Source organism: Afipia birgiae 34632 (genome assembly GCF_000308295.2).
Classification (GTDB): domain Bacteria; phylum Pseudomonadota; class Alphaproteobacteria; order Rhizobiales; family Xanthobacteraceae; genus Afipia; species Afipia birgiae.
In genome coordinates this window covers 1,580,886-1,602,992 of sequence record NZ_HG326652.1, presented here as the reverse complement: position 1 = coordinate 1,602,992, position 22,107 = coordinate 1,580,886, and the positions used below count along the sequence as shown (strand labels likewise).

21 protein-coding genes and 3 pseudogenes are annotated in these 22,107 nt (G+C 62.7%); 13 read left to right on the top strand and 11 right to left on the bottom strand.

The window, feature by feature from the left end:
- The first annotated feature begins 32 nt into the window (after positions 1 to 32).
- Together BN32_RS07710 and BN32_RS07705 are read left to right on the top strand one after the other, a co-directional pair.
- The gene (locus BN32_RS07710; RefSeq protein ID WP_019197573.1) at positions 33 to 656 is read left to right on the top strand and encodes a hypothetical protein; all 624 of its coding nucleotides are present in this window, start codon (positions 33 to 35) and stop codon (positions 654 to 656) included.
- A 137-nt stretch (positions 657 to 793) separates the two neighbouring features.
- Positions 794 to 1,828 (top strand): NADP-dependent oxidoreductase, encoded by a 1,035-nt coding sequence (locus tag BN32_RS07705; protein ID WP_019197572.1) that lies wholly within the window; start codon positions 794 to 796, stop codon positions 1,826 to 1,828.
- A gap of 122 nt (positions 1,829 to 1,950) precedes the next feature.
- Here BN32_RS07705 and BN32_RS07700 read toward each other — a convergent pair whose 3' ends face one another.
- Positions 1,951 to 2,652: a hypothetical protein gene (locus BN32_RS07700; RefSeq protein ID WP_019197571.1), complete on the bottom strand. Its 702-nt coding sequence runs from the start codon at positions 2,650 to 2,652 to the stop codon at positions 1,951 to 1,953.
- Positions 2,653 to 2,811: 159 nt separating this feature from the next.
- On the opposite strand from BN32_RS07700, the gene BN32_RS07695 reads away from it, so the two are divergent.
- From BN32_RS07695 to BN32_RS07680, 4 genes are all read left to right on the top strand, one after another.
- Positions 2,812 to 3,234, top strand: coding sequence for an MAPEG family protein (locus tag BN32_RS07695; protein WP_244438107.1), 423 nt, complete (start codon positions 2,812 to 2,814; stop codon positions 3,232 to 3,234).
- A 24-nt stretch (positions 3,235 to 3,258) separates the two neighbouring features.
- Positions 3,259 to 4,557, top strand: coding sequence for an RsmB/NOP family class I SAM-dependent RNA methyltransferase (locus BN32_RS07690; protein WP_019197569.1), 1,299 nt, complete (start codon positions 3,259 to 3,261; stop codon positions 4,555 to 4,557).
- A gap of 236 nt (positions 4,558 to 4,793) precedes the next feature.
- Positions 4,794 to 6,389 (top strand): glutamine-hydrolyzing GMP synthase, encoded by a 1,596-nt coding sequence (gene guaA / locus BN32_RS07685; protein WP_019197567.1) that lies wholly within the window; start codon positions 4,794 to 4,796, stop codon positions 6,387 to 6,389.
- 291 nt (positions 6,390 to 6,680) lie between these two features.
- Complete coding sequence (locus tag BN32_RS07680; protein ID WP_019197566.1) at positions 6,681 to 7,937, top strand: tyrosine-type recombinase/integrase; 1,257 nt, start codon at positions 6,681 to 6,683, stop codon at positions 7,935 to 7,937.
- On the opposite strand, the gene BN32_RS26055 is transcribed toward BN32_RS07680, so the two are convergent.
- The gene (locus tag BN32_RS26055; RefSeq protein ID WP_019197565.1) at positions 7,891 to 8,187 is read right to left on the bottom strand and encodes a helix-turn-helix transcriptional regulator; all 297 of its coding nucleotides are present in this window, start codon (positions 8,185 to 8,187) and stop codon (positions 7,891 to 7,893) included. The genes BN32_RS07680 and BN32_RS26055 overlap by 47 nt on opposite strands.
- Positions 8,188 to 8,303: 116 nt before the next feature.
- Between BN32_RS26055 and BN32_RS07675 the strand changes: the two genes are divergently transcribed.
- Positions 8,304 to 8,618 (top strand): type IV toxin-antitoxin system AbiEi family antitoxin domain-containing protein, encoded by a 315-nt coding sequence (locus BN32_RS07675; protein WP_019197564.1) that lies wholly within the window; start codon positions 8,304 to 8,306, stop codon positions 8,616 to 8,618.
- 50 nt (positions 8,619 to 8,668) lie between these two features.
- Here BN32_RS07675 and BN32_RS26050 read toward each other — a convergent pair.
- From BN32_RS26050 to BN32_RS07655, 3 genes are all read right to left on the bottom strand, one after another.
- Positions 8,669 to 9,615 (bottom strand): IS630 family transposase gene (locus BN32_RS26050; protein ID WP_430641896.1). Its coding sequence is split into 2 segments (ribosomal slippage): positions 8,669 to 9,280 and positions 9,283 to 9,615, totalling 945 coding nucleotides; the frame shifts between segments, so codons are not numbered across the junction.
- A gap of 88 nt (positions 9,616 to 9,703) precedes the next feature.
- The gene (locus BN32_RS07660; RefSeq protein ID WP_244438106.1) at positions 9,704 to 10,465 is read right to left on the bottom strand and encodes a DUF4336 domain-containing protein; all 762 of its coding nucleotides are present in this window, start codon (positions 10,463 to 10,465) and stop codon (positions 9,704 to 9,706) included.
- Between the two features lie 2 nt (positions 10,466 to 10,467).
- Positions 10,468 to 10,914, bottom strand: coding sequence for a MerR family transcriptional regulator (locus BN32_RS07655; RefSeq protein ID WP_040426118.1), 447 nt, complete (start codon positions 10,912 to 10,914; stop codon positions 10,468 to 10,470).
- Between the two features lie 85 nt (positions 10,915 to 10,999).
- Here BN32_RS07655 and BN32_RS07650 point away from each other — a divergent pair, with 85 nt between their 5' ends.
- Positions 11,000 to 11,425, top strand: coding sequence for a mercuric transporter MerT family protein (locus BN32_RS07650; RefSeq protein WP_019197559.1), 426 nt, complete (start codon positions 11,000 to 11,002; stop codon positions 11,423 to 11,425).
- Between the two features lie 22 nt (positions 11,426 to 11,447).
- Positions 11,448 to 11,744 carry a heavy-metal-associated domain-containing protein gene (locus tag BN32_RS07645; RefSeq protein ID WP_019197558.1) on the top strand — a complete coding sequence of 99 codons (297 nt, stop codon included), beginning with the start codon at positions 11,448 to 11,450 and terminating at the stop codon, positions 11,742 to 11,744.
- 23 nt (positions 11,745 to 11,767) lie between these two features.
- Here the strand turns inward: BN32_RS07645 and BN32_RS26745 are convergent, their stop codons facing one another.
- The gene (locus BN32_RS26745) at positions 11,768 to 11,935 is read right to left on the bottom strand and encodes a hypothetical protein (protein ID WP_019197557.1); all 168 of its coding nucleotides are present in this window, start codon (positions 11,933 to 11,935) and stop codon (positions 11,768 to 11,770) included.
- A gap of 49 nt (positions 11,936 to 11,984) precedes the next feature.
- On the opposite strand from BN32_RS26745, the pseudogene merBA reads away from it, so the two are divergent.
- A pseudogene (gene merBA / locus BN32_RS07640) lies at positions 11,985 to 14,248 on the top strand (bifunctional organomercurial lyase/mercury(II) reductase MerBA).
- A 326-nt stretch (positions 14,249 to 14,574) separates the two neighbouring features.
- On the opposite strand, the gene BN32_RS07635 reads toward merBA, so the two are convergent.
- From BN32_RS07635 to BN32_RS07620, 5 genes and pseudogenes are all read right to left on the bottom strand, one after another.
- Positions 14,575 to 15,711 carry a cysteine desulfurase family protein gene (locus BN32_RS07635; protein WP_019197554.1) on the bottom strand — a complete coding sequence of 379 codons (1,137 nt, stop codon included), beginning with the start codon at positions 15,709 to 15,711 and terminating at the stop codon, positions 14,575 to 14,577.
- A 232-nt stretch (positions 15,712 to 15,943) separates the two neighbouring features.
- Positions 15,944 to 16,123: a DsrE family protein gene (locus BN32_RS07630; protein WP_244438159.1), complete on the bottom strand. Its 180-nt coding sequence runs from the start codon at positions 16,121 to 16,123 to the stop codon at positions 15,944 to 15,946.
- 131 nt (positions 16,124 to 16,254) lie between these two features.
- Positions 16,255 to 16,536 (bottom strand): annotated as a pseudogene (locus BN32_RS28125) (rhodanese-like domain-containing protein); the annotation flags it as partial.
- Between the two features lie 114 nt (positions 16,537 to 16,650).
- Positions 16,651 to 17,871, bottom strand: a pseudogene (locus BN32_RS07625) (MFS transporter); the annotation flags it as partial.
- A gap of 3 nt (positions 17,872 to 17,874) precedes the next feature.
- On the bottom strand, positions 17,875 to 18,615 hold the full coding sequence (locus tag BN32_RS07620; RefSeq protein WP_040426115.1) for an MBL fold metallo-hydrolase: 741 nt from the start codon (positions 18,613 to 18,615) through the stop codon (positions 17,875 to 17,877).
- A gap of 70 nt (positions 18,616 to 18,685) precedes the next feature.
- Here BN32_RS07620 and BN32_RS07615 point away from each other — a divergent pair, with 70 nt between their 5' ends.
- The 3 genes from BN32_RS07615 to blh all read left to right on the top strand — a co-directional run bounded on the left by BN32_RS07615 (position 18,686) and on the right by blh (position 22,107).
- The gene (locus BN32_RS07615) at positions 18,686 to 19,354 is read left to right on the top strand and encodes an ArsR/SmtB family transcription factor (RefSeq protein WP_040425560.1); all 669 of its coding nucleotides are present in this window, start codon (positions 18,686 to 18,688) and stop codon (positions 19,352 to 19,354) included.
- A gap of 25 nt (positions 19,355 to 19,379) precedes the next feature.
- Positions 19,380 to 20,243: a nucleoside phosphorylase gene (locus tag BN32_RS07610; RefSeq protein ID WP_019197548.1), complete on the top strand. Its 864-nt coding sequence runs from the start codon at positions 19,380 to 19,382 to the stop codon at positions 20,241 to 20,243.
- Positions 20,244 to 20,811: 568 nt separating this feature from the next.
- Positions 20,812 to 22,107 (top strand): bifunctional sulfur transferase/dioxygenase Blh, encoded by a 1,296-nt coding sequence (blh, locus tag BN32_RS07605; RefSeq protein ID WP_019197547.1) that lies wholly within the window; start codon positions 20,812 to 20,814, stop codon positions 22,105 to 22,107.

The following is a 22,107-nucleotide window of genomic DNA, read 5'->3' as shown; positions in this document are numbered from 1 at the left end:
ATGTTCGCAACATCTCGGAAAAGAAGAACACCATGGTTGACTGGACAGATGACAGGATCACCGCGCTCTCGGATCAGGACCTGAAAAACCTGCTGACCAATGCGGAGCGTAAATCAGTCGCCGATGTTGCGGAGAAGTGCAGGGCAGAACTCGACAAGCGCAACGCCGCCAAGCCGCGCAAGGCGTCGAAGCCACGCTCCGAACTTAAAGAGTTCGAGCATGATATGTCCGCGCAGCTTGCCGAGATCGGCAAGGAGGTTGCGGGCAAGTACGATCTCTCTGAGGAAACCGCGAAAGCGAAGTCCGAGGGCGTGAAGGGCTTCAAGGCGCATCGGCTGCTGGATTCGAAAGGCTACGCCAAGCTGGGCGGTATGCAGCGCGATGGCTCGGTGGCTATCGAGCGCTACATTTCCTATCGCCGTGGTGACAGCACGGCTTACCTCGGAGTCTTTCTGCTGAAGGATGCGCCAGCGGACGACCACGAATTCCATGTCATCGCGCCGAAGGCGTTTCTCGAAGGCGGAAAACCAGTTGCCGAAATCCGCCCGTCGGCGACGGACAAGCAGAAGCAGCCTGCTGACAGCGGCCTCGCCTTCAAGGACCTGCCAAGCGCAGCCGCAGCCTTCGACAAGGCGCTGGCGAAGCTCACTGCCTGAAGGCTGCGACGTCGATTCTGTTTAAAACGGAGGACGGTATGGATGTCATGCCGTCCTTCGCGCATCGGTGCACATGGCCATGCGCTGTTCTCTCGGCTAAATAGCGTTCACGCTCATAAAGAAACCGAGGAAACACCATGTCCCAGTCAGCCAAGCGTATCGTTCTCGCCGCCCGTCCGGTCGGTGAACCGAAGCCAAGCGATTTTCGTCTTGAAGACTATGCCGTGCCGACGCCTGGTGAGGGGCAGCTCCTGCTGCGCACGATCTGGCTGTCGCTCGACCCTTACATGCGCGGGCGCATGGATGACGGTCCGTCATACTCCGCGCCGGTGCCGATCGGCGGCGTGATGGAAGGCGGTACGGTTTGCGAGGTCGTGGCTTCCAACAACCCGGGTTTTGCAAAGGGCGACTTCGTTCTCGCGCATACCGGCTGGCAGCAATATGCGCTGTCGGACGGCAAGGGATTGCGCAAGGTCGATCCGAAGATCGCACCGATTTCAACGGCCGTCGGCGTGCTCGGCATGCCGGGCATGACGGCCTATACGGGCCTGCTTGAGATCGGCAAGCCGAAGGCCGGCGAGACCGTCGTGGTGGCGGCGGCGTCCGGCGCGGTGGGTTCGGCAGTCGGGCAGATTGCGAAGATCAAGGGCGCGCGCGCGGTCGGCATCGCGGGCGGCAAGGAGAAGTGCGATTACGTCAAGAACGAGCTCGGCTTTGACGAGTGTCTCGACCATCGCGATCCAGACCTTGCAGCGAAGCTCAAGGAGGCTTGCCCGAAAGGTATCGACGTCTATTTCGAGAACGTCGGCGGCAAGGTGTTCGAAGCGGTGTTTCCGCGCCTCAACGATTTCGCGCGCATTCCGGTGTGCGGTCTGATCGCCGACTACAACACCATCTTCGGCAAGGATACGCCCACTCCGAAATGGGCCAACTCGATCATGCGCGCCATTCTGGTCAAGCGGCTGAATTTCCGTGGCTTCATCGTTCGCGACTTTGCTGCGATGTATCCGGACTTCATCCGCGACATGCCGCAGTGGCTGCGCGAAGGGAAGCTCAAGCACCGCGAATTCGTGACCGAGGGCATCGATAGCGCGCCTGCAGCGTTCATGGGCCTGCTCAAAGGCGCCAACTTCGGCAAGCAGCTCGTGCGCGTCGGACCCGACAAGATCTGAGAGCCCGGCTTTCCTTCACCTGTCCGTGCAGGGCAGGTGAAGGAAACAAAGGGAAAATTGTTACGTGATGAAATACGTGCTGTTAAAAATGGTTCGGTGATGAAAATCTCTAGGCCGGTGCCTCACAGCACGCGGTAACGGATGGCGAAGCTGTCGTCGGGCAAGCCGCGCGCAATCTCGATGCGTCCACCCGCAACCACACGATCGACCATGTGCCACGGCCCGAAGTCATCCGACGGGCTCGGATTGGGCGGCAGCCGCAGCTTGAAGGCGCGCGGCGCCTGGCCGGGCAGGCTAAGGATGACTATTCTGTCTGCGGTGCGGAATTTCAGCGGAACGGAGCCGCGCAACACTGCGCGCCCGTCGTCGGTCGCACGGAGGGCGTCATCGATCCGCGCAAGCGTCTGGTTCTGGTCGGTGAGCAGTTCGACCTGCGCTTCGCGCTTCAGGTCGGCGTTCGCCGCCGTCCGCGGCAGCCGGATTTCAAATTCCACGGCGGGCGCCTGGGCCATTAATCCAAGATGCTTGAACGCGGCGGCACGCAGACTGTAAGCGCCCGCGGCCAGTGCGCCGATCATCAGGACGACGCCAAGGCTACGGATGGCGACGCCACGGAACGTCCGGACATCGCCCTTGATTATGAGCGTGAGTACAACCGCGGTGATGAACCCGGCCATCGCGGCCAGCGGGCCAATGACAAAGAGCGCCGTCACGTTGTCGGTGGAGGTGGCGCCAATTCCGGCTGCGGTTGCGGCCACAAGGCCGACCACCCAGCCGCCGAACGCGCCTGCAAACCCAGCGAGAATAGCGAGAACGTAGAGCATCTCAGCACCCGAGTACGGCTCCGTCGACCTTTGCGACGGAACCTTCTGGGTATTGGTCGTTTCTGTCTGTGAGCCGGTTCACAGACCGTCGAGACAATTGTCAGGGCGGGAGGGGGCGGCTATAGCGAGGAGATTGCATGCGCATCCGGGGGATTTTTTATGTCACTTCAAATGGTTCTGTTGCCGGTCTTCATGCTGGTTCTGCTGTCCTTCATCCTGATGTTCAGGATGTTTACGGTCCGCACGGGTGCGATCAAGAACCGTGAAGTCCGGGTATCGGAGATCGCCGTCGGCCAGAAAGCGTGGCCCACCAAGACAGCCCAGGTCAGCAATGCCTATTCCAACCAGTTCGAATTGCCGGTGCTGTTTTTCGCACTGATCGCCATTGCGCTGCCGCTGCGGCAGGCCGATCTCATCACTGTGCTGCTGTCGTGGGTGTTTGTGGTGACGCGCTACATTCATGCCGGCATCTACGCCACCTCGAACAACCTGAAGGCACGCTTCTCGGCTTTCGCCGCCGGCGCGCTTGTCCTTCTCATCATGTGGGTCTATTTCGCGCTCAAGATACTGCTCGCGATCTGACACCTTCAATTCTGAAAGATCATCATGACGCCTGCCGCGCGGCTGTCCGCAGCCATTGAGATTTTGGGCGCCATCGATGCGCAGCGTATCCCGGCGCCGAATGCGCTGAAGGAGTGGGGCACTGCGCACCGCTTCGCGGGTTCCGGCGATCGTGCCGCCATCGCGGGGCTGGTGTTCGATGTGCTGCGCCGCAGGGATTCGTCAGCGTGGCTGATGGATGCCGGCACGCCGCGCGCGCGGTTGCTTGGCATGCTCAAGCTGGAGCGCGGGCTGGACGTCGATGCCGTCGCGGCGTTGTGCGACGGCGGACGCTTCGCGCCTGAGCCGTTGACGGACCTTGAGCGCGCCGCGTTCACCTCGCGCAGCCTGAAGGATGCGCCAGCGCACATTGCCGGAGATTATCCGGAATGGCTCGACCCCCAGCTTGCCGCTGTGTTCGGCGATGCGCGGGCGGAGGAAGCGGTCGCGATGGCCAGCCGCGCGCCGCTCGACCTGCGCGTCAACACGCTGAAGGCAAAGCACGAGAAGGTGCTCGCTTCGATGAAGCATCTTGGCGCGAAGGCGACGCCGTGGTCGCCGTGGGGATTGCGGATCGATCTCGGGGCGGACGCGCGCAATCCTGGGATTCACTCCGAGGAGGCTTTCATCAAGGGCGGCGTCGAGGTGCAGGACGAAGGTTCGCAACTGGCCGCATTCCTGACCGGCGCGAAGCCCGGCGAGCAGGTCATCGACATGTGCGCAGGGGCAGGCGGAAAAACGCTGGCCCTTGCCGCGATGATGCAGGGCAAGGGTCGGCTTGTCGCGACGGATCATGACAAGCGTCAGCTTGCGCCGATTCACGAGCGGCTGTCGCGCGCGGGCATTCACAATGCTGACGTGCGCACGCCGAGAGGCCCGGACGATACGCTCTCCGACATCAAGGCGTCGGCCGATCTCGTGGTGATCGACGCGCCATGTACCGGCACCGGAACGTGGCGGCGTAATCCGGATGCCAAATGGCGCATGCGCCCCGGCGCGCTGGAGGTTCGCACCAAGGATCAGATCGCCGTGCTGGATCGCGCGGCTGGTCTGGTGAAGCCCGGCGGACGGATCGCCTACATCACCTGTTCTGTCCTGCCGCAGGAGAACAACGAGCAGGTGCGCGGTTTCACGAACCGCCATCCGGACTACACGGTGGTTCCGCCGACACAGGTCGCATCGGTGTTGTGGGACAAGGCTGATGACTTCACCGCCGCCACGCTGCAATCGCCGGAAGGGCTGTTGATGACCCCGCGCCGGACCGGGACGGACGGGTTCTTTGTGTCGGTTCTCAGGCGGGGCTAGATAGAAGATTTCATGTCGTCCCGGCGAAGGCCGGGACCCATCATCCCTGTCAGTGCTTTTGCACGTGAAAGTCCAACCATTCTGCTCAATTGAGAATCTGGTGGTTATGGGTCCCGGCCTTCGCCGGGACGACGAGGTTGAGGGACGTGGCTTGCCGCCCCAAAACCTGCCGATAAGCCCGGTTTTGCAGGCGATCCGGGGTTGCGACTCCGTCCCCTGTCGCGTATTTCCTCTCCATGACAGCACACAGCCAGACCGCTCCAGCGACGCCCGATGTGGCGGCCGCTCACGAAAAGATTCTCATCGTCGATTTCGGCTCCCAGGTGACGCAGCTGATCGCGCGGCGTGTCCGCGAGGAGGGTGTCTACTCCGAGATCGTGCCGTTCCAGAAGGCCGAAGCGGCCTTCAAGGCGATGCAGCCCAAGGCCGTGATTCTCTCCGGCGGCCCGGCCTCCGTGCTCGATCAGGATGCGCCGTCCGCGCCGATGTCGATCCTCACCGCTGGCGTGCCGGTGCTCGGTATCTGCTACGGCGAACAGACCATGGCGCAGCAGCTCGGCGGCACGGTCGAGGCCGGTCATCACCGCGAGTTCGGCCGCGCACTGATCGAGGTCACCGATAACTGCGCGCTGTTCGACGATGTCTGGAAAATCGGCGAAAAGCATTACGTCTGGATGAGCCACGGTGACCGCGTCACCAAGCTGCCGGACGGTTTCCGCGGCGTGGCCAAGGCGCCGGGTTCGCCGATCTCGGTGATCGCCGACGACAAGCGCAAGTTCTACGCCATGCAGTTTCACCCCGAGGTGGTGCATACGCCGGATGGCGCGAAGCTGATCAAGAATTTCGTGCGCAAGGTCGCAGGGCTGAAAGGCGACTGGACCATGCGCGCCTTCCGCGAGGAAGCGATCGAGAAGATCCGCGCGCAGATCGGCAAGGGCAAGGTGATCTGCGGCCTGTCGGGCGGCGTCGATTCATCCGTGGCCGCGATCCTGATTCACGAGGCCATCGGTGATCAGCTCACCTGCGTGTTTGTCGATCACGGCATGCTGCGCAAGGACGAGGCCAAGACCGTCGTCGATCTGTTCCGGCATCACTACAACATTCCGCTGGTTCACGTTGACGCCTCAAAGACATTCCTCGGCGAGCTCGACGGCGTTACCGATCCGGAAGTGAAGCGCAAGACCATCGGGCGTTTGTTCATCGACGTGTTCGATGCGGAAGCGAAGAAAATCGGCGGCGCGGATTTTCTCGCACAGGGCACGCTCTATCCCGACGTAATCGAAAGCGTGTCGTTCACCGGCGGTCCGTCGGTGACGATCAAGTCGCATCACAATGTCGGCGGCTTGCCCGCGCGCATGAACATGAAGCTGGTCGAGCCGCTGCGCGAACTGTTCAAGGACGAAGTGCGCGCGCTCGGCCGCGAACTCGGCCTCCCGGATGTGTTCGTCGGCCGGCATCCGTTTCCGGGACCGGGTCTCGCGATCCGCTGTCCGGGCGAGATCACCCGCGAGAAGCTCGACATCCTGCGCGAGGCCGACGCGGTCTACATTGACCAGATCCGCAAGGCGGGTCTTTACGACACCATCTGGCAGGCGTTCGCCGTGCTGCTGCCGGTAAAGACCGTCGGCGTGATGGGCGACGGTCGTACATATGACTTCGTTGTCGGCCTGCGCGCGGTGACATCGACAGACGGCATGACCGCCGACTTCTATCCGTTCGACATGAAATTCCTTGGCGAAACCGCGACCCGCATCATCAACGAGGTCAAGGGCGTCAACCGCGTGGTCTACGACGTGACGTCGAAGCCGCCGGGGACAATTGAGTGGGAATGATTTTGGCCCATCCGGACGTAACCGAAACCACGCCAAGATACGACGTAACACACTGAATAAAAATAATTTTTCGTCCTATAGCTTTCGATGGCTATCGGGGGGCAGGGATTGCGCGTGACGGGCCGCCTGACGGTATGCCCACATCTTGCGCAGGCGCTAAAACGCGAATACCGTCAGGCTCAACTGGTGCCTGACGGTATTATTTTTCGTCTAATCAATTGAAAGAATTAGCGAAAAGGTGCGGACGGCACCCCAGAAACACCTGACGGTATTTTTGAAAGGAGGCGCCTGATGCTTACCGACGTTGCACTCAAGGCATTGAAACCAAAGGATAAAGCCTACAAAATAACTGATCGCGACGGAATGTACGCGCATGTTTCTCCAGGCGGTAACGTCACCTTCCGGTTGGACTACCGCCTGAATGGTCGCCGAGAGACGGTGCTGCTGGGCAAGTATGCGCCCGACGGGCTTTCGTTGGCGCGCGCCCGAGAGAAATGCATCGACGCGCGGCGGGCCGTGAGCGAGGGTCGTTCGCCGGCGATAGAGAAGCAGCGCGAGAAGCGCCGCCTGAAAGAAGCGAAGAGTTTTGGCGAATTCGGGGAAAAGTGGCTCACAGCGGCGCCGATGGCTGATAGCACGCGGGCCATGCGGCGTTCCATCTTCGAGCGAGAGCTTCTGCCGGTCTGGCGCAATCGTCTCCTCACGGAGATCACGCCCGATGACCTTAGAGCCCACTGCGGCAACATCGTTGAACGCGGCGCTCCGGCAACAGCCATCCACGTGAGAGACATCCTGAAGCAGATCTACGGATTCGCGATCCTGCACGGTGAGAAAGTCAGCAACCCCGCTGACGAAGTGGGACCGGCGTCGATCGCCACCTTCGTGCCGAAGGACCGGTCGCTTTCGCCTTCCGAAATTCGAGTGATGCTGAAGCAGCTCGAGCACATCGCCACGCTTCCGACGATCCGCTTGGGAATGCGGCTCTACTTGCTCACGATGGTGCGCAAGAGCGAGCTGCAGGACGCGGTGTGGGACGAAGTCGACTTCGAGAATGCGGTCTGGACGATCCCGAAGGAACGAATGAAGCGCTCGAAGGCGCATAACGTCTACCTGTCGCGCCAGGTGCTCGACATCATGATCGCCCTGAAGACCTGCGCAGGCAATTCGAGATACCTTCTGCCATCACGGTACGATGCGGATGCTCCGATGTCGCGCGCGACCTTCAACCGGGTGACCTACGCTGTCGTCGAGCGGGCGAAGGCGGAAGGTTTGCCCCTGGAGCCGTTTACGGTTCATGACCTGCGGCGAACAGGTTCCACTCTGCTGAACGAACTCGGCTTTAACAGCGATTGGATTGAAAAGTGCCTGGCGCACGAGGACGGACGCTCGTCGCGTGGCGTCTATAACAAAGCCGAGTATGAGGTGCAGCGTCGGCACATGATGCAGGAGTGGTCGGACATTGTGGATGCCTGGGTGGACGGCAAGAAATACGTCCCCACGCTCATCCCGCCCTCGATGCCGATCTTGGAGCCCGATCCGGCTCTTTGACCGGACGGGCCCGGCGCTGCTTCACGTCGGGGCCTGCGGCGCGGGCAATCGGTTTCGAGCGACGGGCAGCGAGCCATGCTTGGACCTCGCCCAGATCCCAAACGACGCATCGTGGGGTCAAGGCGAAGCGCCGAGGGAATTCTCCGCGCTGCTCCATTTCATAGATGGTGCTATCGGCAAGTGGCACCATCTCGCGAAGCTGTTGCCGCCGGATGGTTTTCTTGACCGCGGTATCTAGTTCACCGTGCATTTCGATCTCCTCGAGAGTTGATGTCTCAATAGAAAGCGATAGCCCTTGACGATTGGAAGGTCTTTCAGCACGGGGTAGGGCTAGGGCGAGCCGACGGATATAAATAGGACGGATCGATGCCGAACGCCGCACCCGGGATCGGCGAAGATGCGAACTACGAATACTCGATTCCGCTACGCCGCGCTGCGCCAGGGGCGCGCCCAAAAATGCGCGAGCGAGACCGGGACCGCGTAGAAGCGCTGCGCCTTGCGGGCGGTCCGAAGCTCTCATTGAGGGACCGAGCCGTCGCCTTGGCCACCGAACGCGGCGTGGTGAGAACTCGTGAACTGACGGACATTCCTCGCTGCTATTTGGCCCGGATGTGTGAAGAGGGCCTGCTCGTAAAGATTGGCTATGGCGTCTACCGCGCAGCCAAACGTCAGGCTGCTTAGGCTATTGCCCGAAGAACTGATCTCTGGCGCAATCCTAGAGCGGAATCCCATCAGGTCGGGTCGTACCCGGCGGCGGCGAAGTAGTTGGCGCATTCGGACGGGGTGAAGGTGTCGATGAGACGTCCGATCGCGTTCCAGAGGCGTTCGATGGAGCGCTCGGCGGCCTTGCGCAGAAGCGCCTTGAGCTTGGCGAAGGCGTTCTCGATCGGGTTGAAGTCCGGACTGTAGGGCGGCAGGTACAGCAGAGTGGCACCGGCGCTCTCGATCAAGGCTCGGACGCTTGGCCCCTTGTGGCTCGACAGGTTGTCCATGACGACCACGTCGCCTGCGCTCAGCTCCGGCACGAGCACCTTCTCGACGTAGATCTCGAATGCCTCGCGGTTGATCGGGCCGTCGAGCACGAAGGGCGCGACGAGGCCGGTGAGCCGCAGCCCGGCGACGAAGGTCGTCGTTTTCCAGTGGCCGTGAGGCACGCTGGCGCGGAGGCGCTGGCCACGAGGCGCTCGTCCATAACGCCGAGCCATGTTGGTCGAGGCCCAGGTCTCATCGATGAAGACGAGCCGTGCGGGGTCGAGGTCGAGCTGCTCGTCGAACCACTCCTGCCGTCGTCTCAGGATATCGGGCCTGTCCTGTTCGGCGGCGTGGGCCGTCTTTTTTTGCGCGTGATCCGCCGCCGGGCAAAGAAGCGCCACACCGTGCCGTACCCGACCGCCACGCCACGAGCCGCGAGCGCAGTGCGCAACTCCTCGAGGGTGATGTCTGGCGTCTCCTCGACAAGGGAAAGGATCAAGCCCGCGCGCGCCTCGATGCGGCCTGAGCGCCGGTCGCCGCCGAGAGCCTTCGGCCGCGCGTCGCCTTGCCGGCGCTCCAAAGCGCGCCAGCGGATCGCGCTGGAGGCGCTCACGCCGAACCGCTGCGCGGCCTCGCGGCATGAAAGCCCGCCGCCAATGGCGGCGAGCACACGGGTCCTGAGATCGAGCGAGAGTGCCTTCGACATGTCTGCCGGCCTCCGCCCGGCAGACAGTGTGAATCATCGATCTGCTGATTTGGGAATCGCCCCCGAGTCACTCAGCTCGGATCACGCTCTAGCGCCAATTGTCCAGTTCATCGTCATTTGAATATTCGACGAATGACCTCATCAGCGTTCTCATCGAAGCAGCGCCCATGGCTGAGCACAATACGCTCTGGACGCCACGCCTGGATCTTTTTGATCGCCGTCTCCGCTTTCTTCTTCTGGAGTTGGAGCGGCAAACGCATGCCGAAAAAATCTGGCCGTGCGGATAGTACATGCCGCTGAGCTTCGTGAAGGCTCGCCATGGCTGGGTGATCTTGTCGAGTTCGAGATTGATGATTGTGTCGGTGAGGACGAGCGTTCTGGATGGTTCGTGAAAGAAAGCGAACTCCTTAAAGATACCTCCGGGAATAAGGGTTTGATCGATATCTCGACACCATTCTTCAGGTGGGTGCGAGTCGAGGTCTTTTGTGAAGTTGACGTCCACATGCCGCGCACGAGCTCTCTGACGCGCGCCGGGTGATGCCCAAGCGATCGCATCCGGAAAGGCCTTCGCCCATTCCCCAATATGGGCGTAGTGGAATTGATTAGGCGAGACGAGGTGGCGAACTGTCCCGAGCGCGCGTAGCTCCGCTGCTAGCTTTTCATTGAACGCAATCGGCGAGTGAAGAAAGAGGTCGCCGTTCGCAAGACAGATCACAGTCATCCGGGTCGTAAACGGCAGCGGCAGCCTTATACCGGCGACTGTCAGATACTCGAATGGACCGTCCACAATGCCGATATTCAGCGCCAGCGGCTTATAGACGTTAATGGGTTCGTAAAGAGTGGCACCCACCGTTACATCCGCCGGTTTGGCTGTCGAGCGATACTCCCACGGAAGAGTGACTCAAGCAGAGCGCATTCCGGCCGCGTGCCGTCGGCGCATTGCGCGACCACGTCCCTCAGCACCCGCTCCATGCGTTTGAGGTCGGTGATCTTCGCCCGCACGTCGTTGAGGTGGGCTGCGGCGACGGCGCTTGCCTCGGCGCAGGGCTGTTCGCGCTCATCGACGAGGCGCAACAGTTCGCGAATCTCGTCGAGCGAGAAACCGAGCTCGCGCGCCCGTAGCACGAAGCGAAGCCGCCGCTCGTGCGTCGTGTCGTAGCTGCGGTAGCCAGCCGTTGTGCGCGGCGGCTCGGGCAGAAGGCCGACCTTCTCGTAGTAGCGCACCGTTTCCAGATTGCTGCCCGTCCGCCGGGCGAGCTCAGCCCGGTGCAGGCCTTTAACGCCTGCGTGATCGCGCATCGCAAAAAACCCCTTGACCCTGTAGTTGCTACAGACCGCATGATACTGCGCAATGAGGAATTTGGCAAGGAAAGCGAGGTCGGACATGGGTGCAGCGCGATCGGGAACGGCGGGGGCAGCGTCGGCCGAAACAGGCAGTCCCGCGTCGGAGCGGAGTGAGATCGGACGACATCGTCTGGTCGCGGTCGGCGGCATTCTCGGCGCGCTCGCCGCCTCCTCCTGCTGCATCGTGCCGCTCGTGCTGTTCAGCCTCGGCATCGGCGGTGCCTGGATCGGCAATCTGACGGCGCTCGCGCCTTATAAGCCGCTCTTCGTGGGGGGGACAGCAGGCGTCCTCGGTTATGGCTTCTACCTCGTCTACTGGAAGCCACGACGAGCCTGCGCCGATGGTGCCGCCTGCGCGCGCGCCATCCCTAGCCGTCTTGTTCAACTCGCGCTCTGGATCGCGACAGCGCTCGTCATAGCCGCCTTCGCCTTCGACTACGTCGCGCCGCTGCTGCTTCGCGCCTAACACCAAGAGGAGACCCCACCCTATGAAGAAGACCTTGAGCGCTATCGCCCTGATCGCGTCGGTTATGACTGCGCCTGCCGCGTTCGCTGCCGAACGCACTGTCACTTTCGCTGTCGAGAATATGACCTGCGCCTCGTGTCCCTACATCGTGAAGACCTCGATGGCCGCGGTCCCCGGCGTCGCGAAGGTGACCGTCTCCTTCGAGGCCAAGACCGCGACCGTGACCTTCGACGACGCGAAGACGACTCCCGACGCCATCGCGGCCGCCAGCATGAATGCCGGCTATCCGGCCCGCCCGACACAGCAGCAAGGTAGCTGACATGAACGACCGCGCCCTCATCTTCACGGCACGGTGGGCGCGATCGTCGCCGCGATCTGCTGCGCCACGCCGATCCTTGCGGTGGTTTTGCCGATGTTTGGCCTAGGGGCTGGCCTGCAGGAGCGGACATGACCGCGCTCCCTCAGCTCTTTGCCTTCCTCGGGGTTCTCGTCCTGAGCCTCTATCGCCATCGCACAACGATCCGGTGTGAGAGCAAGCCTTCAAGGAAAGCCTAAAGCCATGAACGATTGCTGTGCATCCTCTTCATCCTTGGACAAGGTTGCTGCTTCCGCATCCGCGACGCTGCCCAGCTATGCCGTGCGGCCGGGCGTGACGCTACCCGACTGGTCGGTCGTCACGTCCGCTGCAGTCAGGAAGGCCCTGCTAGCTATGGCCGGCTCCGACCATGCACTTGATCGCTGGAGCGGCTATGACGCTGCCACGGATCGGGTTCGCGCCACGGTGCTCCAGTTCTTCGTCGAGCACGGACGAGCCCCGACTATGCGCTTGCTCGCGGAGCGCGCGGGGTTGAGCGAGGCGGCCATCCCGCCGCTGCTCGAGGAACTCCGCCGTCGAGACCTCGTCGTGCTCGACGGCGACAAGATCGTCGGTGCCTATCCCTTCAGCGACAGCGACACGGGCCACCGGGTCACGCTGGATGGACGACCCCTCAATGCCATGTGCGCAGTCGACGCGCTTGGCATCGGCGCCATGACCGACCGCGACATCACGATAGCCTCGCGCTGCCGCCATTGTGGCGCCCCGATCCGGATCGCCACGCGGGACCGGGGGCGGGCGCTGGCCGACGTCGAGCCGGGGACGGCAGTCGTATGGCTCGGCATCCGCTATGAAGCCGGATGCGCCGCGAACTCGCTGTGCAAGGCAACGTCCTTCTTCTGTTCCGATGATCACCTCACCGCGTGGCGTGACGAGCGTCAATCCGATGAACCGGGATTCCGGCTCTCGATCGAGGAGGCGCTGGAAGCCGGTCGGGCGGTCTTCGGGCCGAGCCTCGCCGGCCTCGATGCGGCATCACGACCGTCGGTCGATCCGGCATCCAAGAGCACTACAGTCGCGAACCGTCCCTTCCGCGCGAACGGTCGCAATGGAGGCGCCTACGATCTCGTGGTGATCGGCGCCGGCTCGGCCGGCTTTTCGGCCTCGATCACGGCCGCCGATCAAGGCGCACAGGGGCGCTCATCGCTAGCGGCACTATCGGCGGCACCTGCGTCAATATCGGCTGCGTGCCGTCGAAGACCCTGATCCGCGCCGCCGAGACGCTCCACAATGCGCGCGCAGCAGCACGCTTCGCCGGCATCACGGCCCAGGCCGAATTGACCGACTGGCGGGGAACCGTTCGTCAGAAGAACTCGCTTGTCACAGAGCTTCGCCAGGCCAAATACATTGACCTGCTCCCGGCCTACAACGGCATCGCCTACCGTGAAGGCCCTGCGCACCTCGTGGAAGGCGGTGTCGAGGTGGACGGCACGCGCATTCCTGCCGGCAAGATCATCGTCGCGACCGGCGCAAGGCCTGCTGTTCCCGCCATCCCCGGCATCGACGCCGTGCCTTATCTGACGAGCACGACCGCGCTCGATCTCGAGGAGTTGCCACGGTCGCTGCTCGTGATCGGCGGCGGCTATATCGGGGCGGAGCTCGCCCAGATGTTCGCTCGCGCTGGCGTCAAGGTGACGCTCGTGTGCCGGTCCCGTCTGCTGCCGGAGGCCGAGCCCGAGATCGGCGCGGCGCTGACCGGGTATTTCGAGGAGGAAGGGATCACCGTCGTCTCCGGCATCGCCTATCGTGCGATCCGCAAGACCGAGAATGGGGTTGCTCTTACGGTCGCGCGCGACCGCCAGGACGGTGCGATCCACGCGGATCAGGTGCTGATCACCACTGGGCGCACGCCCAATATCGAAGGACTCGGGCTCGCCGCGCACGGCATTGCCGTCTCGCCCAAGGGGGGCATCGTCGTCGACGACCGCATGCGCACGACCCGGGCCGGCGTTTATGCGGCCGGCGACGTCACCGGCCGCGACCAGTTCGTCTATATGGCCGCCTATGGGGCCAAGCTCGCGGCCAAGAACGCGCTCAACGGAGATAGCCTGCGCTACGACAATAGCGCTATGCCGGCTGTCGTGTTCACCGACCCGCAAGTGGCGAGCGCGGGCCTCACCGAGGCCGGGGCGCGCGCGGCCGGGCATGCAGTCCGCGTTTCGACGATCGGTCTCGACCAGGTGCCGCGCGCGCTCGCCGCCCGCGACACACGCGGCCTCATCAAGCTCGTGGCCGACGCCGGCAGCGGCAGGCTGCTCGGCGCGCATATCCTCGCGCCGGAAGGTGCTGACAGCATTCAAACCGCAGCGCTCGCGATCAAGCAGTGCCTCACCATCGACGACCTCGCGGATACGATCTTTCCGTATCTCACCACCGTCGAGGGCCTGAAGCTCGCGGCGCTGTCGTTCGGAAAAGACGTGGCCAAGTTGTCGTGTTGCGCTGGCTGAGCAGACGCGTGGGAGCGCGCAAATCCGGCCGCAAGATCGCACGCTTCGTGGCAGTGTGTGGAACCTTTCCCAAGCGCCACATCGCGCAGGCGCCCCTTACGGACATCGGCATTCCCCGCTGCTACCTGACCTGATGTGCGACGAGGGCCTACTCATCAAGGTCGATTACGGACTCTATCGCGCCGCCGAGCGCAAGGCGGCTTGATCTGATCGTGGTCGGCTTCCGACAAATGGCAACGCCAATGATGGCCTGATCGGAGAAATAGAAGCCACGGCGTGGAATCGGCGTGCTTGTCCTGAGTACCGCAAAGGCCTCAACTGGCGGTTCATGACGCCGATCGAGCGAAAGTTCCTCCGAGCAGCGCGATGATTGTGTCGATTTCCGCATCTGTCGTTTGGCGTCCGAGACTGAAGCGGACAGCGCCCATGCCGATCTTCTCCGGGATGCCCATGGCGGCGAGCACAGGGGAGAGTTCGACGCGGCCAGCGTGGCACGCCGAACCGGTGGATGCCGCAACCCCATCGAGACTCGCTAGCACCTCTGCGCCAGCCACGCCGACGAAAGAGACGTTGAGAGTATTGGGCAAGCGATACTCGACGTGGCCGTTCAGTACGACGCGGTCGCCGAACCGGTCCTGCAGGGCTTTCCAGAAGCGGTCTCGCAGAGCACGGACATGGGTCATCGGCGCAAGATCCTGCGCCAGGGCACAGGCCGTGCCGAGACCGACGGCGAGCAGTGCGCTTTCGGTGCCCGCGCGGCGACCCTGCTCATGCCCGGCCCCATGAATAAGTGGCTCTAACGTAGTGCCGCGGCGAACATAGAGCGCGCCGACGCCCTTAGGAGCGTAGAGCTTATGGCCGGCGATCGTGAGCAGATCGACGCCAAGCGCGTCGACCCTGGTCGGCACCTTGCCGACCGATTGGGCTGCGTCGATGTGGAAGCGGATGCCGTGCTCCCGCGCGATGACGCCGATCTCCTCGATCGGCTGGATCGTGCCGACCTCGTTGTTGGCATGCATGACGCTGATCAGGACAGTGCGCGGCGTGATGGCGCGACGAACGGCCTCGGGATCGACGCGGCCCGTCGCGTCGACGGGCAGATATGTCACGCCCGCGCCGAGCCGCTCAAGAAACCGGCATGGGGCGAGAACGGCGGGATGCTCGACGGCCGTCGTGATGATGTGCTCCCCTTTGTTTTGGAGCGCGAAGAACGTCCCCTTGATCGCAAGGTTATTGGCCTCGCTGCCGCCGCTCGCGAACACGATCTCGTCGGGCGCGCAGCCAAGTAGCGTCGCGACTTGGGCGCGGGCCTGCTCCAGAGCGGCCTTTGCCGGCGTGCTCGCCCAATGCCCGCTGGCTGGATTTCCGAAGGCCTCGTCCAGGAATGGACGCATGGCCGCTGCGACTGCCGGATCGATCGGTGTGCTGGCGTTGTAGTCGAGATAGATCGAAACCATGCTCATCCGCGTCCCGACATGAGGTACTTCACCAGCGCCGCGATCCCAAGGACGAGGAGGATCAGGACGAACGGACCAATAAGGCCTATGCCCCAGCCCATGCCTTGCATGCCATCCATCATTGCGGTCGTCTCCTTGGCATCGGGTCAGAACACGAGTACCTGGTCGGCCGCGATCGTTGCTGCTGCAAGATCGTCCATGGAACTGCGCCGCGCGCCCGCCATTACTTCGGCTTCGGTCAGCCCGGGGCGTCCATGCAAGTGCCGCACAGCAAGACGTCGCCCTTGCCGGTCAGCACGCGCTTTAGCATGCGCTCGACGTTGTAGTAGCCGTCCGGCGTCCTCTGGTTGGTTTTCGCGGCAAGCACCGCGTCAGCCATCAGAAAGACCGTAATCTGGCCGTCCGGATTCTTCTTGATGAGTGCGCTCGCGAGCCGAAGCGCATTGTACCAATGCTCTGTAACCGCAAGGCGGATGGTTGAAAATGAAGAGGGCTGTCACGGGTCCTGTCCTTCTTCTGGTGCTCCAGCGGCTTTACGTGGCCACGGACTCATTCGGGGTCCCGATCCTCCTGCCAGCCGCAGGCGCCACCTCGAAGCGGCAAAGCGTTGCTGTAGCCAAGGCCCCGAAGCTGTTCGGCGGCTCCGCAAGATCGCGCGCCGCCCAAGGTACAGACAGTGACAATAGTGGCGTCGCTCGGAATCTCGCCAATTCGCGCAGCCAACTCGCCTTCTGGAATATTGATCGCGCCATCGACGTGACCCGAATCGAATTCCGCAGTCGATCTTACGTCTATTAGGATCAGTTCCTCACCTCGCTTCAATCTTTCTCGTAGCTCATTTGCTTCCATGTATTGCTTGTCCCCACTGGTCCTGACCATGACTGCGCTCCTAGGAGGGTTTAGAGGTTGGATGGAGTAATTGGCGTCTTTTCCGAGCCGCCAATACAGCGCACCCGAGAGAAAGGTCAGCGCTGCGATTGAAGTGATCGCCCATGAGAGGCCGAAGCGGTCAGCGATGAGGCCCGCTGAGAGGGCGCCGATTGCGTATCCGAGATCCCGCCAGAACCGGTAGACGCTGAGCGAACGGGCGCGCCAGGTTGGATGCGAGGCGTCGGAGACGGCTGCGATCAGGCTGGGATAGACCATCGCCGTGCCAAGGCCGAGCAGCAAGCTACCGACGATCCACCACTCGAAACGGGCCGTCGCCGCGGTGAGGAACAGGCCGGCGGCCTGGACCCACATGCCCGCGACGATCAGGCCCTTGCGCCCCCATCTGTCACTCAATGGACCGGTGGCGATCTGCAGGATGCCCCAGGTCGCGGGATAGATCGCCTTGAGGATGCCGATGCGTTCGACGCCGAGGCCGAAGGAGGCAAAGAACAGCGGGAAAATGCCCCAGCTCATGCCGTCGTTGAGGTTGTTGACGAGACCGGCCTGGGAGGCGGCGAACAGATTGCGATCGCGGAATGAGGTCAGTGCGAAGACTTCGCGGAAGCTGATCGGAGCGGACTGCTGCGAATGGGACGAGGCCTCCAATCGGACGTGGTCGCGCGTGTCGCGGACGAGCAGGATCGACAATACAGTACCCACGATTGCATAGCCGATACCGAGATAGATCGGCACGGGGCGCAGCCCGTATTGCGAGGCGACATAGCCGGTGAGGAATGCCGTCACGCCGACGGCGAGATAGCCCGCGAACTCGTTGAGGCCAACGGCGAGGCCACGCGACTTCGGCCCGACGAGGTCGACCTTCATTATCACCGTCATCGACCAAGCTAGCCCCTGGTTGACGCCCAGAAGCACATTGGCGGCGATGACCCATTCCCAGCTCGGCGCCCAGATGATCATGAACGGGACCGGGAGGCCGAATAGCCATCCCAGGACGAGGACGCGCTTGCGCCCCCACACGTCGGCGAGCTGGCCAGAGACGAGATTGGCAAAGGCCTTGATGACGCCGAAGCTGACGATGAAGGAAACGATGAGCGTCGTCGAGACGATGCCGAACTCATCCGCACCGATCAGCGGCACGACCGTTCGCTCGATTCCGACCATGCCGCCGACGAAGGCATTGATCAGGACGAGCAATGCGAACTGCTGCCAGTTTTCCTTGAGGCCTAGCTTGACCGGCGATTCTGCTAGCCGTGAAACTGATGCCGCTTCGCTCACCGGTCAGGCCGCCTCAGCCGCCAGGCCGGAATTGGTGGCCCGGAGCACTGCGGCCTCGGGCGGCGGCTGCGGAATCTCGGCAAGCATGAAGTGGACGAATTCAGCCTCGTCCTCGATCCGGAAGGCCTCGTTGTGGCGCTTCTCGAAGCCGATGGTGGACCAGGGCTTGCTGCTCAAGCGGCGACCGCAAACCGAGCCCGCATAGGCTCCGGGGAGTACCTCGATGTAGTCCGGAAGAGCCTTGAGCCGGCTGATGCTTCGAAACAGGTCCTTTGCGCCTTCGTCGGCGCTTACGGCGAGCTCGGTGCGGCCGAGATCGCCGACCATCAGGGTGTGGCCGGTGAGAACGAACCACGGCTCGTCAGCCCGCGTCCGGTCGCTCACCAGGAGACAGATATGCTCCGGCGTGTGGCCGGGCGTGTGCAGCACCGTCGCCACGACGTTGCCAAGCGGGAGAATCTCTTCGTCGCGCACGCCTTTGAACGGGAACGCAACATCCGCCTTCTCTGAGAGGACATACGCGGCGCCCGCCGCTTCGGCGAGCGCGCGGCCGACGGAGCGATGGTCGGCGTGAACATGCGTGTCGATGACGAAGTGAATGCGCATACCGGCGGTTTCGGCCGCGCGTAGGTAAAACTGGATGTCGCCAACCGGATCGACGACTGCCCCGGCGGCCTTGCCGCCGCAGCCGAAGAGATAGGAGATGCCGATCGGATCGGTGTGCAGGAATTGACGGAGGATCATGGGCTTGCGCTCCTCGTTGCGAAAGGATAACATTCAATCATTCTGCTGAATGTTCCACTAAGGAGTTGCCGTGTCAAGCACTGGACCGAAACAGGCGATCTACGGGAGCCTCGCCGAGGTGGCGCAGGCGCTTGGTCACGCGCACCGGCTTGAGTTGTTGGAGCACCTCGCCCAAGGAGCGCGCAGTGTCGAGGAGCTCTCCGCGAGAGCGAGCCTCACGTTCGCCAACACGTCGCGACACCTACAGATCTTGCGGCGCGCGCGCCTCGTCGAGACGGAACGCCGCGGCAAGCATGTACTTTATAGCCTCGCCGGCGACGCCGAGGTGGTAGCCTTGATGCAGGCGCTCGGCCGCGTCGGCGAGCGAAACGTGGCGGAGGTCCACCGCGTTATGGCGGACTACTTCCGCGCTCGTGACGCGCTGGAGCCCGTGTCTCGAGAAGACCTGGTCTCAAGGCTGCATGACGGCCTTGTCACCGTTCTCGACGTCCGGCCGGAGGATGAGTTTGCGGTCGGACATCTTCCCGGCGCACTCAACATTCCGCTTGCCGAGCTGGAACGTCGCCTGAGCGAGCTTCCGGCAGACCGGGAGGTCATCGCCTATTGCCGCGGCCCATATTGCGTTCTCTCCTTCGAGGCGGTGTCGGCGCTCAGGGCTCGCGGCTATCTCGTCCGCCGGCTCGAGGACGGCTATCCCGAATGGAAGGCCGCCGGCTTGCCGATCGAAGCGGTCGCCTGAGGTGAGCACGGTTCGGCCAAATCCGATGGAAGACAAAACACGCGACAAGCGGCTTACAAACGCAGCGTGGCCGATCGTGTCAGGCAAGGATCACAAGGCTCCCTCCGTGTTCCGGCCGGAAGCCCTGCTCCGTGAGGCACGTCGGCAAAAGGGGCTACCGCTCGTCGCGGTTCCTCCTGTCTGCGTGCTCGATCCGGATGGCGACGTCGTGCGCCACCTCAAGCGTACCGGTGCCGGTCGAGGCCATGAGGGGTGGGCCTGCTACCACACCGAGCTTCTCACCTTCGACGTGGACGGTGTCGGCGAGGTGGGCATCATCGGCTACGCGGTGGGGGCCTCCTTTGCGGTTCTGATTGCTGAACAGCTCTTCGCGTCCGGCTGTCGGCTGCTCATTAGCGTTACGTCCGCCGGCCAAATCGCCAACAACGGACCCACGCCATACTTCGTCCTGATTGACCGCGCGCTGCGCGATGAAGGGACGAGCTACCACTACCTTCCACCGGCGACGTTCGCCGTAGCGCCCAACGCAGCACTGCTCACACGTGTCGAAGAAGCTCTCTCCCGGATCGCCGACATAGTGGTCCATCGTGGTGCGACATGGACGACGGATGCTCCTTATCGGGAAACCGAAGCCGCGATTGTGTCGGCGCGGGATCTGGGCGCGCTCGCCGTAGAGATGGAAGCGGCAGCTTTGTACGCGTTTGCCGCAGCTAGACGCCGCTCTGTCGTCTGCCTTGCGCATGTGACAAATGCCATGGCTCAGACCATCGGAGATTTCGAGAAGGGCGAATCGGACGGTGCGACGGCAACACTCGCACTGATTGTCGCAACGGCGCGTGCCTGGTCGTCCGGTAGCCATGATCAGAGCGTTACGCCAACTTCCTCCTGACTTCATCGGCTTCTCTATCCTCTGGCGACGGTGCCAACATGATCGAAACGGGGCTCAACGTAGAGAAAAATCGCATTGTCGCGTGCAGCGTCGGGCTCTGGCGTAGAAAAGACGATGGCTCGCTAGGATCGGTAAAACGCGAACAACGAATACGCAATTCCCCGACCGCTACGCCGCAGGTGCCAAACGTGACCGCGAGCGCGCCGAAGCGCTACGCCTTGCCGGCGGCCCCCAAGCTCTCACTGCGGCAGCGAGCAGTCGCACTCGCTCTTGAGAGGGGAACCGTTCGAACGCGCGATCTCTCACGGATATTGGAGTTCCGCGCTGGTGTTTAGCCAGAGTGTGCGACGAAGGTCTGCTCATTAAGGTGGGCTACTGACTCGACCGAGCTTCCCAACGTGAAGCTGCCGGATCCGAATTTGCGAGGCCGGCCGCCGCGCCAATGTGAGCACCGGAGTCCATCCAGCCAGTTAATCGCGCGACGAGAGGCGAAGGCGCCACGAAGGGGTTGCGCTTTCAATATACATTCTTATATTATTTATATCGTTATATTAAAAAGGAACTCAGAATGAACCCGGTTCGGATTTCAGACAAACTTGCAGTCGCCGGGCAACCTGCGCCCGAAGCGTTCCGGCAGCTCAAGACCGACGGCTTCACGGCCGTCATCAACAACCGCCCCAATGGCGAAGATGCACTCCAGCCCGGCTCGGCGGCCGAAAAGAGCGCGGCGGACGATGCCGGCCTTGACTACAGCTTCATTCCCGTTGCTGGCCCGCAAATCACCGAAGCCGACGTGCGCGCCTTTCAGGAGGCGGTCGCCGCTGCGCCTGGGCCGGTGTTCGCCCATTGTGGGAGTGGCACGCGCTCGCTAACGCTCCACGCGATCGGCGAAGTGCTGGACGGGCGCATGAAGCCCGAGGACGTAGGCCCGTTCGGTCAAAGGTTTGCCTTGAACTTGACGATGGCCGAACAATGGCTTGCGCGGCGCGGGCGGCAGCGGGCCGTCGTCAGGGGCTTCTTCGACGCCCGAACGTCCAGCGTTCAATACGTCGTCTCTGATCCCGTTACGTTGAAATGCGCGATCATCGATCCGGTGCTCGATTTCGATGAGAAGTCGGGCAGCACCGCGACGTGGAACGCCGATGCGATCCTGGCCCATGTCGCCGATGAGGGTTTGACAGTCCAATGGATTCTCGACACCCATCCTCACGCCGACCATTTCTCCGCCGCGCCTTATCTCCAGGGCAAGACCGGCGCCCCGATGGCGATCGGCGAGCATGTGCGCGACGTGCAGCAACTTTGGGCGACGACCTATAACTGGCCGACGCTAGCGAGCGAAGGGCGGTTCTGGGATCACCTGTTCACCGATGGCGAAGTTTTCGAGATCGGCGCACTTGAGGCGCAGGTTCTGTTCTCGCCGGGCCATACGCTTGCTTCGATCACCTATCTGATTGGTGATGCTGTTTTCGTGCATGACACGCTGTTCATGCCGGACAGCGGCACGGCCCGCGCCGACTTTCCGGGCGGGAATGCAAAGCAGCTCTGGCAGAGCATTCAGACCATACTTGAGTTACCGGATGAGACGCGCGTGTTCACCGGCCACGACTACCAGCCGGGCGGCCGTCATCCGCGTTGGGAAAGCACGGTGGCCGAGCAGAAGCGCTTGAATACACATATCGCGGACAAGACCGAGGACAGCTTCGTCAACCTGCGCGAGGCGCGCGACCGCACCTTACCGATGCCGAAGCTCATTCTACCTGCGCTGCAAGTCAATATTCGCGGCGGGCGGCTACCAGCGCCGGAAGACAATGGCCGGAGCTATCTGAAGATCCCGCTCGATGCCTTTTCCGGAACTGTGTGGTGA